13 protein-coding genes and 1 riboswitch are annotated in these 12,777 nt (G+C 67.5%); of the genes, 8 read left to right on the plus strand and 5 right to left on the minus strand.

What is annotated here, in order from left to right; all coding sequences use genetic code 11:
- Positions 1-170: 170 nt before the first annotated feature.
- From DAT37_RS08850 to DAT37_RS08865, 3 genes are all read right to left on the minus strand, one after another.
- Positions 171-665 carry a bifunctional DNA primase/polymerase gene (locus DAT37_RS08850; RefSeq protein ID WP_109524216.1) on the minus strand — a complete coding sequence of 165 codons (495 nt, stop codon included), beginning with the start codon at positions 663-665 and terminating at the stop codon, positions 171-173.
- A 280-nt stretch (positions 666-945) separates the two neighbouring features.
- Positions 946-2,043 (minus strand): NAD(P)H-dependent amine dehydrogenase family protein, encoded by a 1,098-nt coding sequence (locus DAT37_RS08860; protein ID WP_109524218.1) that lies wholly within the window; start codon positions 2,041-2,043, stop codon positions 946-948.
- A complete protein-coding gene (locus tag DAT37_RS08865) occupies positions 2,040-3,065 on the minus strand; it encodes a Rieske 2Fe-2S domain-containing protein (protein ID WP_109524219.1) in 1,026 nt (341 codons plus the stop codon). The genes DAT37_RS08860 and DAT37_RS08865 overlap by 4 nt, the downstream gene beginning before the upstream one ends.
- 201 nt (positions 3,066-3,266) lie before the next feature.
- On the opposite strand from DAT37_RS08865, the gene DAT37_RS08870 reads away from it, so the two are divergent.
- On the plus strand, positions 3,267-3,839 hold the full coding sequence (locus DAT37_RS08870) for a TetR/AcrR family transcriptional regulator (RefSeq protein WP_109524490.1): 573 nt from the start codon (positions 3,267-3,269) through the stop codon (positions 3,837-3,839).
- Between the two features lie 34 nt (positions 3,840-3,873).
- On the opposite strand, the gene DAT37_RS43960 is transcribed toward DAT37_RS08870, so the two are convergent.
- On the minus strand, positions 3,874-4,023 hold the full coding sequence (locus DAT37_RS43960) for a hypothetical protein (RefSeq protein ID WP_157978362.1): 150 nt from the start codon (positions 4,021-4,023) through the stop codon (positions 3,874-3,876).
- Positions 4,024-4,302: 279 nt separating this feature from the next.
- Between DAT37_RS43960 and DAT37_RS08875 the strand changes: the two genes are divergently transcribed.
- A complete protein-coding gene (locus DAT37_RS08875) occupies positions 4,303-4,584 on the plus strand; it encodes a hypothetical protein (RefSeq protein ID WP_109524220.1) in 282 nt (93 codons plus the stop codon).
- Between the two features lie 69 nt (positions 4,585-4,653).
- Here DAT37_RS08875 and DAT37_RS08880 read toward each other — a convergent pair whose 3' ends face one another.
- Positions 4,654-4,851: a hypothetical protein gene (locus DAT37_RS08880; protein ID WP_157978363.1), complete on the minus strand. Its 198-nt coding sequence runs from the start codon at positions 4,849-4,851 to the stop codon at positions 4,654-4,656.
- A 147-nt stretch (positions 4,852-4,998) separates the two neighbouring features.
- On the opposite strand from DAT37_RS08880, the gene DAT37_RS08885 reads away from it, so the two are divergent.
- The 6 genes from DAT37_RS08885 to DAT37_RS08910 all read left to right on the plus strand — a co-directional run bounded on the left by DAT37_RS08885 (position 4,999) and on the right by DAT37_RS08910 (position 12,735).
- The gene (locus DAT37_RS08885; RefSeq protein WP_109524222.1) at positions 4,999-5,937 is read left to right on the plus strand and encodes a metal ABC transporter substrate-binding protein; all 939 of its coding nucleotides are present in this window, start codon (positions 4,999-5,001) and stop codon (positions 5,935-5,937) included.
- 1 nt (position 5,938) lies between these two features.
- A complete protein-coding gene (locus DAT37_RS08890) occupies positions 5,939-6,751 on the plus strand; it encodes a metal ABC transporter ATP-binding protein (protein ID WP_109524223.1) in 813 nt (270 codons plus the stop codon).
- A 24-nt stretch (positions 6,752-6,775) separates the two neighbouring features.
- The gene (locus DAT37_RS08895) at positions 6,776-7,651 is read left to right on the plus strand and encodes a metal ABC transporter permease (RefSeq protein WP_408637381.1); all 876 of its coding nucleotides are present in this window, start codon (positions 6,776-6,778) and stop codon (positions 7,649-7,651) included.
- Positions 7,652-7,713: 62 nt separating this feature from the next.
- A riboswitch (cobalamin riboswitch) is annotated at positions 7,714-7,900 on the plus strand.
- Positions 7,901-7,918: 18 nt separating this feature from the next.
- Positions 7,919-9,508, plus strand: coding sequence for an ABC transporter substrate-binding protein (locus DAT37_RS08900; protein WP_109524491.1), 1,590 nt, complete (start codon positions 7,919-7,921; stop codon positions 9,506-9,508).
- Positions 9,509-9,523: 15 nt separating this feature from the next.
- A complete protein-coding gene (locus DAT37_RS08905; RefSeq protein ID WP_232839600.1) occupies positions 9,524-10,498 on the plus strand; it encodes an ABC transporter permease in 975 nt (324 codons plus the stop codon).
- Positions 10,495-12,735 carry an ABC transporter ATP-binding protein/permease gene (locus DAT37_RS08910; protein WP_109524225.1) on the plus strand — a complete coding sequence of 747 codons (2,241 nt, stop codon included), beginning with the start codon at positions 10,495-10,497 and terminating at the stop codon, positions 12,733-12,735. Before DAT37_RS08905 ends, DAT37_RS08910 begins: the two co-directional genes overlap by 4 nt.
- The last annotated feature ends 42 nt before the right edge of the window (positions 12,736-12,777 follow it).

Below are 12,777 nucleotides of genomic sequence, written 5' to 3' on the forward strand. Positions count from 1 at the left end.
CAGGAACCGTAAGTCCGAATTCCTATGATGTTCAAGACACAGAAGGGTCACAGAAGTGATAATCGGGGGTGTCGTAACTCCGAAAAAATGCGCTGACCGGCTATTCGGCACCAGGTCATCGTTCGATGCCCGGGTAACGGAATTCGAGTTATCGAGACGTGACGGATTATTCACGTCCTCGCGGTGACGTCTTCGACCGCAACGCAGTTGTGACCGTATCGGTTGCTCGGCGGCACGATGACGTCGGTGAGTTGTTCGATCGCGGCGCAGACGGCGGAGCCGGCCGGTAGTCGGAGCGAGCCGGGTAGTGGTTCGCGGGCCCAGCGCCATCCGAATCCGCGATCCGACATCGGCAGGATCACCCGTCGCCCGCTGGCGCGGACTCGGACGCCGTAGGCGGTGAGGTCGGGGGTGGGGGTCGGGCGGATCGGGGGTGCGATGAGGAAGGTCCAGGTCGTGTCGCGTGGGTTCGCGACGACCGGCCCGATGTCGCTGTCCAGGAGAATCTCCAGCACCCGTGAGCCCAGGAGCGCGGGCATGTCGACGGCGTCGAGTCGCGCGCCGCACACCACAGTGGGGCGCGATTCGGAGACTTCGACCGGTAATCCGTATCGGTGGCGCAGCAGGTGGGCGACATCGTGTGGGCTGTAACAGGTTTCGAACACGGTACCTCTCCGGGGGAGTGATCGTGGACGCCCTCGGCCGGGTGGTGCGGCCGGGCCTGGATGGTGCGTCGATGACACCACTCGCCCGTTGCGTGATCATTTCCACGACATTGCCCGGCCATTGCTGTCCGCTCGCCGTATCCGACCGTGACCTCGGCGACGTTCCCGCGTACTCGATTCCCGGGAATCGTTGCGGCAGTGCGGGTTCACGCACGGAGATCTCGGACGGCCGGTGAGATCCGTTGCTCGCCCGGCCGTCGGGTCAGGGCCTTCCGGACCGCTACGAGAGTGTGAACCGCCCGCCGAATCCGCGCAGGGGCAGATCCGCGCTGGTGAGGATTCCCGGCGCGGCCGCGACCACGCTGCGGATCGCGTTGAGCGCCGGTAATCCGGTGACGGTCATGCCGATAGACGCGAAGTCCTCCGGATTGTCCAATCGCGCACCGGCTTTGGGGAAGATCATATGTTTGCTGTAGATGTTCGGGTCGCCGGTGATCTGGGTGATGTAGCAGCCCTTGATATCCCATGCGGGGGCGGTATAGGGCGTCATCTGCCATTCCAGGTGTGACTCGACCCGAGCGATCCCGTCCACCATGCCCTGGTATTTGATGTAGTTGGCGCCGAGCGAGCCCTTCGGCAGCCGATACCAACCGAGGTCGATATCCTCGGTGCACGCGCCGAGTTCGTAGCTGAACCTCACCTCGTCGAGTTCGAGATCGAAACAGTCGGCCATCATGTACACGCTGTCGGAGAAGACGCGGGTGTATTTCTCCAGCGACGCCGGGATGCCGGGGTCGTCGACCGGTTTGCCGTAACCGACCTCCTGCCAGGTCTGCACCGAGTGATGGCAGGAGACATCCACCGATTCGATCACGGTGACATTCTCGATCTCGGAGACGTCGGCGCTGTGGACGACGCCCAGGATCTGGCAGAGACCGGGATTCATCCCGGTGCCGTAGAACGTCGATCCGCCGCGCAGGCACGCGGCGCGCAGCACCTCGCTGACCGGGCGGCCAGACGGATGCGGATGGTTGCGGTCGCGATGATGGCCGGTGATCCAGTCGGCGGTGGTGACGATATCGATCCCGGCTTCGAGAACCCGTTCGTAGAGCGCTTCGTCGGGAAACACCCCGTGGAAGGTGAGCACATCGGGTCGCGCGGCGATGATCTCCTCGACGGTGCCGGTGGCGAGAACGCCGATCGCGCCGATCCCCGCGATCTCCCCGGCGTCGCGCCCGATCTTCTCCGATGAGTAGCAGTGCAGGCCGATCAATTCGAGGTCGGGATGCTCGCCGATCCGCTTGATCATCTCGGATCCGACATTGCCGGTCGCGACCTGGAAGACGCGTATCGGCTCGGCGCCTGTTCTCGCGCTCATCTCTGTGTTCCTTCCGAGGCGGCGGGGGTGGGTGCGGTCGTCGCGGCGGGGTAGAACTGTTTCGCCCATTGCCGCAGTTGGGTGAAGCCGTCGTATTCGCCGTGGGTCAGCGCCGGTGGGTCGCTGTAACGTTGGTGCGCCCAGATGCGGATATCGGCCGTGAACTGTTCGATGACGGCGTCGGCCAGGAATTTCGCCCCGGCGGGCAGCTCGGGCGATTCGTCGCCGGGCCGCCTGCCGATCCAGACGCTGAACCGCACGTCGGAGGTGGCGTCGTCGACCGGCGTGACGGCGGTGAGCGTGCGATTGTCGACCATGCCCCAACTCTTCGTCGCGGCGACGCCGAGTCCGGCGTTGACGGCCTCGACGCCGCTGGCGACGTCCTCCGCGCGGATATCGTCGTCGAAGGCGATGGTGAAATCCACGTAGGACGTGGGCCGTGTGAAATCGTGCCGGGTGATGTCGGGCATGAACGGCACTTTGTGGACGAACGTGAAATGCGCGAAATCGACGCCGTTCTCCATCACGTACTGCGGGTGCAGTTCCAGGCCCGGCCGGAACAGCGTGGCGGCGGGATAGGACGGGTAGTAGTCGGCGGCCCCGCGATCGTCGTCGAATCCGGACAGCACATCGGGCACATCGAAATACGGTGCGCCACCGTCGATATCGTGCCAGATGAAAATCGATTCGTTGAGTTCGGCGACGGGATAGCCGCGAATGCGACGCCCTCTGTTGGGGCGTTTCTCGTACGGGATGCGGACATTGCGGCCCGCGCTGTCCCACTCCCACCCGTGGAACGGGCAGACGATGCGATCACCGTCGACGTGACCGCCGTGGCCGAGGTGCGCGCCGAGATGTTCGCAGTACGCGTCCATCACCGCGACCCGGCCGTCGGTCGAGCGCCACGCGACCATCTCCGTGTCGAAGTACTTCATCCGGTGGACTTCGCCGAGGCCGATCTCCGCGGACCACGCGACCTGGAACCATCCGGTCGGCTTCATCGATAACGGGGGCTTGGCCATCTCCGCTGCCTTCCCACTCGGTCGGGGGACGCCTGTCCGCAGAATCGTAGTGGGCTCTGTGAAAAAATAATAGAGGTCTCTATCAAACTGGTTGGCGCGGGATTCGGTCGCGGCGGAGCCGGCACTAGGATCGGGTGGGTGACGGATCCCGGTGTGCTCGGCAGGCGCAGCAACAGGCGCGGACTGGCCACCAGGGAGTCGATGCTCGACACGGCCCTGCGCTGTCTGGCGACCGGAGATCCGGCGGCGGTGTCCGGTAACCGGATCGCCAAGGAGATCGGCGCCACCTGGGGGACCGTCAAGTACCAGTTCGGCGATATCGACGGATTGTGGGCGGCGGTGCTGGGCTACATCGCCGAACGCCGGGGCGATATGCCGGTCGGCGCGCCGTCGTCCGCGTCGCTGCGCGAACGGGTCGCGACGATCGTCGACACCCTGTACGACGGGCTGACCACGGGGGATTCGCGCGCGATCGAGAATCTGCGCGCCGCGCTACCGCGCGATCGGGAGGAGTTCGAACGTCTCTATCCCCGCACCGCCGCCGAATTCGCGTCGTGGGGACGGGCGTGGCTGGAGACCTGCCGTCGAGGGTTCGCCGGACTCGACGTCGATCCGGATCGGGTGGCCGAAGTCGCCGCGTTCATCCCCGGCGCCATGCGGGGGATCGTCTCGGAACGCCAGCTCGGTACCTACACCGACCTCGATCTCGCGCGACGCGGACTCACCAATGCGATCGTGGCCTATCTGCGCCCCGAAGCGGAGCGGGCGCGATAGCCGCGCACGCGTGTGTCCGCGGTCGACGCGGTTCTCAGCGCGCTGCCGAGACCTCGGGTGATTCGGCCTCGTCGTAGTGGCGCGATTCGAACCAATAGGTCGCCGTGACGGTGGCGTAGCTGGCGACGATCACCGCCGCGATCGCGGCGATCGAGAGTAGAAGCAGTGCGATGAAGTGATCCATGGTGGCCTCCCCGGAATAGCGTGCTCTATGGCGTCTACAAGGGGTTTGGCGCGACATCGCGCCGAATCGGATGTGAACCGACTGCACTCCGAATCCTAGAACGCTACGCCTCTCGGCGCACGGGACGCGACTGTGAGCCGAGTCATGTGCGGACCGGAGTGTCGGTTCAATCGCACCGACTCGATGCTGTTCAATTGGTGAGGTCAACGAGTTTCTGCGTGCGCCTGTTCTCGTCAATCCCCTTTCGAGCATCACCTCGTCATCCGAAGGAGCATGACAGTGAGCACGATCCTCTGCGCGCTACATGAGACGGTCCTCGCGCAGGTCGGCAACCCGACCCCGGAGGCTCCACCGCTGGCGGACAAGCTGTTGCAGATCGGCCGGTATTTCACCTGGCTCGTTCAGTTGTCCGGTATCACCGCCATCACCTACGGCGGCGGTCGCTTCGCTTGGGAGAAATGGAACGGCGGCAGCCTCCAGTCGCCGAAGATGGTGGCGGGTGCGATGGCAGGCGGCGCCGTCGCGACCAGCGCGGGCACGATCATGAACTCGGTGATCTGACCGCATTCGACACTGTGCACGACCGAACGTCGCCCGTGGATTTCGCGGGCGGCGTTCGGCGTATCGGGGTCAGGGCAGGGCTCGGTCGTCGAGGGTCATGGCGCCCGCGCGAACCAGCACGGCGCGGGCCCGGCGGCGGACACGGCAGGTGTCCACCGAACAATCGAGGTGCCGTTGCATCTCGCGATGCGCTCGGGCCACGGTCATCGGACCCGGTTCGATACGGCAGTCCATGACGACGGTGCGAAGCGGGAATGCTGTGTTCATCGTGAGCTCCTGGTCGGACTTCGGAGTGATCAGCGGGGGCGATGTCCGCTCGCCGGGACAAGGGATTCGCGAGGCGGTTGCCAGCGGATCGGGTTTCACAAATTCGAACTTGAAAGTTAGGCGACCCGAACATTAAGATTTCGCCGTATGAAGATTCGGCACCGCCGTCGGCGGCTCGCGGCCACCGGCCGTTTGCTCGCGGCGATCGCGTTCGGTTTGTCGGCGATAGGCGCGAGCGCGTGCGGCAGCGGCGCCGCCGACGGCGATCGGCCGGTGGTCCTGACCACGTTCACCGTGCTCGCCGATATCGCGAGCAATGTCGCGGGCCCGCACCTCGAGGTCGAGTCGATCACCAAGGCCGGGGCCGAGATCCACGGCTACGAGCCGACGCCGGGGGATATCAGGAAGGCCGCCCGCGCGGATCTCATCGTGGACAACGGGATGAACCTGGAAGCCTGGTTCGCGCGGTTCGTCTCGGAGGTGAAGGTGCCGCACGTGGTGGTCAGCGAGGGCGTCGCGCCGATCGAGATCGGCGAGGACGCCTACCGGGGCAAGCCGAATCCGCACGCGTGGATGTCACCGTTGAACGTGCTCGTCTACGTCGACAACATGGTGCGCGCTTTCACCGATCTCGATCCGGGCCACGGCGCGGACTTCCGCGCCAACGGCGAACGCTACAAAGCCGAATTGCGCGGAGTCCACGAGGAATTGGTGAAGACGCTGAGTACGCTGCCCGTCGGACAGCGTGCCCTGGTGACCTGCGAGGGCGCGTTCTCCTACCTGGCCCGTGACGCCGGTCTGACCGAGAAGTACATCTGGCCGGTCAACGCCGAGCAGCAGGCGACACCGCAGCAGATCGCCTCGGTGATCGATATGGTGAAATCCGCCCGGGTGCCCGCGGTGTTCTGTGAATCCACGGTGTCCGACGCGCCGATGCGCCGGGTCGTCGAGGCCACGGGAAGTTCGTACGGCGGTGTGCTGTACGTCGATTCGCTGTCGGAGGCCGACGGTCCGGTACCGACCTACCTGGCGCTGATCCGCCACGCCGCGCAGACCATCGGCGCCGCGCTCACCGGGCGGCAGTGACATGGGAGACGCGAACGGCACGCGGGAATCGAGTGACGCGGCGGAGCCGAGCGAGGTTCGGGAGGCGGGCGATACGCGGGAAGCGGTGAGCGCGATCGAGGTCGAGGGCGTCACCGTGCGCTACGGCGAAGTACTCGCCCTCGACGACGTCACCGTGCGACTCGAGCACGGGCGGGTCTGCGGCCTGGTGGGGATGAACGGTTCCGGGAAGTCGACGCTGTTCAAGACCATCATGGGGTCGATCGAACCCGATCACGGGACGGTGCTGGTCGACGGCGTCGCCCCGAAAGCCGCGCGGCGCGGCGGCGTACTCGGCTACGTGCCGCAGAGCGAGGACGTCGACTGGAGCTTTCCGCTGTCGGTACGCGATGTGGTGATGACCGGGCGGTACGGCCGGATGGGGTTCACCCGCCGCCCCAGGCGCGCGGACCGGGAAGCGGTGGCGGAGGCGCTGGAGCGGGTCGAATTGACCGATCTCGGCGACCGGCAGATCGGGCGGTTGTCGGGCGGACAGAAGAAGCGGGCCTTCGTCGGTCGTGCTCTGGCCCAGGGCGCGACGGTGCTGTTGCTGGACGAGCCCTTCGCCGGTGTCGACAAGCGGTCCGAGGCGGCCATCACCGGATTGCTGCGCGAACTCGCCGCGGCGGGCGCCGCGATCCTGGTGTCCACCCATGACCTGCACGCGCTGCCCGGCCTCGCCGACGAGGCCGTGTTGCTGATGAGAACCGTTCTGGCGCAGGGTGATCCGGAGACGGTGCTGCGCCCGGAGAATCTGGCCGCGGCCTTCGGTCTCGATGTGCTCGATCGTGTGTGAACGGCCGAAGGTGGGATGGACGCAATGAGTTTCGAGGAAATCTTCATCGACCCGCTGCGCTACGAATTCATGGTGCGGGCGCTGGCCACCACCGTGACGGCGGCGGTGGTCTGCGCGGTGCTCTCGTGCTGGCTGGTACTGATCGGCTGGTCACTGATGGGCGACGCGGTCTCCCACGCGGTACTGCCCGGGGTGGTGCTGGCCTATATCGTCGGCCTGCCCTTCGCGGTCGGCGCGATCGTCTTCGGATTCCTGGCGGTGGGACTGATCGGGGTGGTGCGGGCGACCAGCCGCATCAAGGAGGACGCGGCGATCGGCATCGTGTTCACCACGCTGTTCGCGTTCGGGTTGGTACTGGTCTCGGTGACGCCGAGTCAGACCGATCTCAATCACATCGTGTTCGGGAATCTGCTCGGGGTCAGCCGATCCGAACTCGTGCAGATCGTCGTTCTCGCGGCCCTGACGCTGACGGCGCTGGTGCTCAAACGGCGCGATTTCACCCTGTACGCGTTCGACCCCGTGCACGCCCACGCGATCGGCTTGAACACCCGTTGGCTCGGTATCGCCCTGCTCGGGCTGCTCGCGCTGACCTCGGTGGTGGCGTTGCAGGCGGTGGGCGTGGTGCTCGTGGTCGCGATGCTCATCATTCCCGGCGCGACGGCGTACCTGCTCACCGACCGATTCCAGCGCATGCTCGTGATCGCCCCCGCGGTTTCGGTCACCGCGGCGGTGACGGGGTTGTACCTGAGCTATCACCTGGACACCGCCTCCGGGGCGATGGTCGTCGTCGTCCAAGGGCTGACCTTCACGGCGGTGTATCTGTTCGCACCGCGACAGGGTGTCATCGGTCGTCGGATCGCGGCCGTGCGTCGTCGTCGCGCCACCGCGAGCGCGGTGTGACCCGCCGGTGAGTCCCCGTGATTCGCCCGAGGTGGGTTCCTCGGCCGACGAGCGTGGATGTGTGCTCGGGGCCCGCGGCTTGTAACGTCTGATCCGGACGAAGGGAACACCGGTGCGAATCCGGGGCTGTCCCGCAACTGTCACCGAGGAGTAATCCGCCGATCTCGTTGCCACGACCTACCCGGGTTGGAAGGCAGGCGGTGCGCGTCGATCCGGGAGCCAGGACACCTGCGTCCACGGTAGAGGGATCGCACCACGAGGATGGCCATGGACAACTCCAGATCGACCGTGCCCGCATTGCGGCGCCGGACATTCCTGCTCGGCGCCGGAGCCGCGGCTCTGGCCGCGTCGGCGGGCGGATCGCTGATCGGCTGCGCCGCCGACGACGCGTCCCCCCGGGGACCGCAGGGGCCGCCGCGTCCCGGCGGGCGACTGCGGTCGGTGATCGCGGGCAGGTCCGCGAGCGTCGACGTACTCGATCCGTATCAGGCGGGCAGCTCGGCGGGCGGCGCGGTCTCCAAGAACGTCTGGGACAAACTCGTCGCCTACAACAACGATCTGACGCTGCGCTACCGGCTCGCGGAATCGCTGACGCCCGACGCGGACGGCAGTCAGTGGCGGATCGCGTTGCGTCCCGGCGTCGTCTTCAGCGACGGCACTCCGCTGACCTCCCGCGATGTCCTCTGGAGTTTCGAGCGGATGCTCGACCCGGCCAAACATTCCTCCGGTGACCTCTCGATGGTCGACATGTCGCGCACCAGGGCCGATGGTGAACTGGGCGTGATCGTGGGAATGAAATCCCCGCTCGCCGATTTCGGTTCGGTGCTCGCAGGCTGGTACTGCTACGTCATCAAGGACGGGACGACCACCTTCGACGCGCGGACGCTTCCGGTGGGCACCGGCCCCTTCGCACTGGCGAACTGGTCGCCCGGCGATCGAACACTGTTGCGCCGCAACGACCGGTACTGGGACGGGCAGGTGCTGCTCGACGAGGTCGAGATCATTCAGATCGCCGAGACCGAGGCCCGCGTGAACGCCTTCCTGTCCGGGGAAGCCGATATCGTGCACGAGATGTCCTATCTCCAGGCGCGCACGCTGGAGAACGATCCGGATATCACCGTCGTGCTGCATCCGTTCGGACTCATGGACTCCTTCCAGATGCGCGTCGATCTCCCGCCCTTCGACGACGTGCGGGTGCGCCAAGCCATGCGTCTCGCCGTCGATCGGCAGGCCATGGTCGATACCGTGTACTACGGCTATGCCGAGGTGGGCAACGACATCTACGGCAAGGGCGCGCCGTTCTACGATGATTCGCTGCCGCAGCGCGCCTACGATCCGGCGCGGGCGCGCGAACTGCTGCGCCAGGCGGGCAAGGAGAACCTCACGGTCACCTTGCAGACGGCCGACGGCATGCCGGGCATGATCGAGTCGGCGACCCTTTTCATCGAGCACGCCGAGGCGGCCGGAATCACCGTGGAACTCGAATCCGTGCCCGCCGACACCTATTTCACCCGGGTCGCGGGCAAACAGCCGCTGACCCACGTCGGTTGGTGGAACTACAGTCTCGACTACTTCTACGGACAGACCATGACCACCGGTTCGCCGAGCAACGGCACCGGATGGCGGAACGCGGCATGGGACGCGAAATTCACCGAGGTCAGGGCGACACTCGACCAGGATCGCCGCCGGGTGCTGTATCACGAACTCCAGGAACAACTCTGGAACGAAGGCGGATACATCCTGCACAGTTTCGCCAAACGGCCCGACGCGGCGCGCAACAATGTCGGCGGTGTGCGGGCCGGAGTTCCCGGCACCGACGACTGGGCCAACTACACGACCACCTGGTTGGCGCGGTAGCGAACGCCGACGGTCGTGATTCGCTACGTGATCGGGCGCGTCGGCGGTGGCATCGCGGTGCTGTCGCTGGTCGCGGTCGCGGTGTTCTGTCTGTTCGAGTCGCTGGATTCGGATGCGGCGACGGTGATCCTCTCGCGCGTCGGCGGGGCCGACCCCACCCCGGAGCAGGTGGCCGCGCTGCGCGCCGAACTGGGGCTGGACCGGCCCGCGCCGGTCCGGTTCGCCGAATGGGCGGAGGGATTCGCGCACGGCGATTTCGGTGATTCGCTGATCTCCGGCCGACCGGTCCGCGAGGTGTTGCTGAGCCGATCGGGCAACAGCGCGGTGCTCGCGGTGATCACCGCCGCGCTGTTGATCCCGCTGGCACTCGGACTCGGGCTGATCGCCGGAGCGCGCGCGGGCTCGCGCGCCGACCGGGCGATCAGCGTGGGCGCGTTGACCGCGGAGTCGGTGCCACCCTTCGTCTCCGGTGTGCTGCTGGTGGCGGTGCTGTCGTTGACGCTGCGTGTCCTCCCGGCTGTGTCACTGGTTCCGACGGGTACCGCGGTGACCGCCCGACCCGAGATCCTCGTCATGCCGGTGATCTGCCTGCTGACCGGGCTGGCTCCGCATCCGATCCGCATGGTGCGGGCGCAGACGGCCGAGGTCATGGCCTCGCCCTACATCAGGACCGCGCGGGCCAACGGGATCGGACGGCGGCGGCTGATCCTGCGCCACGCCGCTCCTAACGCGGTATCCGCCTCGATCCACCCGCTCGCGGGTTCGGTGGTCGGTCTGCTCGGCGGAATCGCGGTGGTGGAAACGCTTTTCGTGTATCCGGGGCTCTCCCAGGAGGTCCTGGCGGCGATCTCGGCCCGCGACTTCCCGTTCGTGCAGTCCGCCGCCGTGCTGATGGCCGCGTTCGGGATCGGGATCTACCTGCTCGCGGATCTGCTCGCGTTGCTGGCCGGACCGCGCGCCGGACATCTGATCGTGGCGGGGCGGCGGTGAAGGGGCGCAGGTGGTTTCGGACCGGATGGGCCGCGGTCACGGCGGGAGTTCTGCTGCTGGCTCTGCTCGGTCCGGTGTGTGCCCCGTATTCGCCGACCGCGTCGGGTGGTCCACCCTTCCGAGCGCCGAGCGCGCGGCACCTGCTCGGCACCGATGTGGTCGGGCGCGATGTGCTGTCCAGGGTCATGCACGGCGGACTGCCGCTGCTCTCGATCGCGAGTCTGGCGCTGGCGGTGGCGTATTCGCTCGGGGTGACCTTCGGACTGCTCGCCGGACTGCGTCGCCCGGCCGACCGTTGGATCATGCGACCGGTCGACGCGATCGTGGTGATGCCGTGGTTCCTGATGCTCGCCGTCATCGCGACCGCGATCGGGGCCGGGCCCGCCGCCATCGTGCTGACCTCCGCGCTCGCCTCGGTCCCGTGGATCATCCGGATCGTACGCACGGCTGTGCTCGAGGTCGTGCCCACCGGGTACGTCGAGTCGGCGCGGGCGCGCGGCGAACCGCTGTGGCGTCTGGCGCTGGTGGAGGTGCTGCCGTCGGTGCGCTCGGTGGTGCTCGCCGACGCCGGGGTGCGCGTGTCGATGACCATCTCGATGGTCGCGGTGAGCGGATTCCTCGGACTCGGCCTGCGCCCGCCCTCGGCCGACTGGGCGCTGATGATCACCGAGAACCGTCCGGGATTCGCCCTCCAGCCGTGGGCGGTGCTGGCACCGGCCGTGTTGATCATGGCGCTGGTGGTCTCGGTCAATATGGTCACCGACCGGGCGCTCGGCCTCGACCGGCCACCCACGCGATGGACTCCGACCAGGACGCGCGCCGACGATATCGGGCTGGAGATCGAGGCGCTGACCGTGCTCGGGCCGGGCGGTGACCCCGTCCTCGACGACGTGTCGGTCCGGGTGCGGCCCGGTCGCGGACTCGCGGTGATCGGTCCCTCCGGCGCGGGCAAGTCCACCTTGGCGTCGGCGGTGCTCGGCGCGCTGCCGCCCGGAATGTCGGCATCGGGGACCGTCTCGGTCGGTGCGGGAGCGAGTGGTCGCAGGACGGTCGGGTACGTGCCGCAGGATCCGGCGTCGGGTCTCAATCCGGCCCTGCGCGTCGGGACCGCGATCGGTGAGATCGCCCGCCCGCACGGCGGTATGGACCGTCGGGCCGCCGTCGCCCGCGCGCTACGGCGGGTGGGCCTGCCCGACGATCGCGCGTTCCGGCGCAGGTTCCCACACCAACTGTCCGGCGGACAGCAGCAGCGCGTGCTGCTCGCGATGGCCCTGGTCGCCGAACCGGCGGTGCTGGTACTCGACGAACCCACCACCGGCCTGGACGCCGCGACCAGGACCGAACTCGTCGACATGGTCCGCGGGATCCGCCGCGACACCGCGATCACCCTGCTCGTCATCACCCACGACCTGTCCACCGTGGCCCCGCTGATCGACGATGTTCTCGAACTCGAACGGGGCGCGGTAATCTCCCTCGCGTCCTACCGTGCCGAAAAGCCCATGGCGGCAACGATATCGACCGCGCGAGAATTCGCCGTCGACGCCGCGCCGGTGCTGCGCGCGACGGCGCTGCGGGTCGGCTATCGGCGCGGCAACCGGTTCGGCGCGGTCGCCGACGGACTGGCCTTCGATGTTCGGCCGGGGGAATGCCTCGCGCTCACCGGACCTTCGGGCGCGGGCAAGACCACGGTGGCACGGGCACTGGCCGGATTGCATCCGGCCGAGGACGGTGTGGTGGAACTCGACGGACAGCGGCTGGCCCGCCACGTCGATCGGCGCAGCGTCGACCAGCGCCGCGCGATACAGCTGATCTTCCAGAATCCGGCGACCTCGCTGAATCCGGCCTATCGTGTCGGCGCCCAGATCGCCAGACCGCTGCGGCTGCTGCGCGGTATGGACGTACGGGACGCCGCGCGCGAGACCGAACGTCTGCTCGAGGCGGTGCGGCTGGATCCGGTTCTGGCGCAGCGCCGTCCCGATTCGCTCTCGGGCGGTCAGCAGCAGCGGGTGGCGATCGCCAGGGCGCTGGCGGCGGGCCCGCGCGTACTGATCTGCGACGAGATCACGGCCTCGCTGGACGCGCGTACGGGCGACGTCGTGCTCGATCTGCTCGACGAACTGCGCGAACAGGGTCTGGCACTGGTTCTGATCAGCCACCAGGCCCGGGTGATCGAGCGACTGGCGGACGCGACCCTCGCCGTCGACGGTGGCGCCCGCGCGGTTTCGGCGCGGGGGTGACCAGTGGGTATCCCCACGTCGACAGGGGGAAACCCGTGTCGG

Origin of the sequence: Nocardia aurea (assembly GCF_003123685.1) — a bacterium.
Classification (GTDB): domain Bacteria; phylum Actinomycetota; class Actinomycetes; order Mycobacteriales; family Mycobacteriaceae; genus Nocardia; species Nocardia aurea.

Excerpts from the sequence above, each read along its gene's own strand:
- DAT37_RS08860 (WP_109524218.1), bottom strand. The coding sequence starts at position 2,043 with ATGAGCGCGAGAACAGGCGCCGAGCCGATACGCGTCTTCCAGGTCGCG.
- DAT37_RS08865 (WP_109524219.1), bottom strand. The coding sequence starts at position 3,065 with ATGGCCAAGCCCCCGTTATCGATGAAGCCGACCGGATGGTTCCAGGTC.
- DAT37_RS08870 (WP_109524490.1), top strand. The coding sequence starts at position 3,267 with ATGCTCGACACGGCCCTGCGCTGTCTGGCGACCGGAGATCCGGCGGCG.
- DAT37_RS43960 (WP_157978362.1), bottom strand. The coding sequence starts at position 4,023 with ATGGATCACTTCATCGCACTGCTTCTACTCTCGATCGCCGCGATCGCG.
- DAT37_RS08880 (WP_157978363.1), bottom strand. The coding sequence starts at position 4,851 with ATGAACACAGCATTCCCGCTTCGCACCGTCGTCATGGACTGCCGTATC.
- DAT37_RS08885 (WP_109524222.1), top strand. The coding sequence starts at position 4,999 with ATGAAGATTCGGCACCGCCGTCGGCGGCTCGCGGCCACCGGCCGTTTG.
- DAT37_RS08890 (WP_109524223.1), top strand. The coding sequence starts at position 5,939 with ATGGGAGACGCGAACGGCACGCGGGAATCGAGTGACGCGGCGGAGCCG.
- DAT37_RS08895 (WP_408637381.1), top strand. The coding sequence starts at position 6,776 with ATGAGTTTCGAGGAAATCTTCATCGACCCGCTGCGCTACGAATTCATG.
- DAT37_RS08900 (WP_109524491.1), top strand. The coding sequence starts at position 7,919 with ATGGACAACTCCAGATCGACCGTGCCCGCATTGCGGCGCCGGACATTC.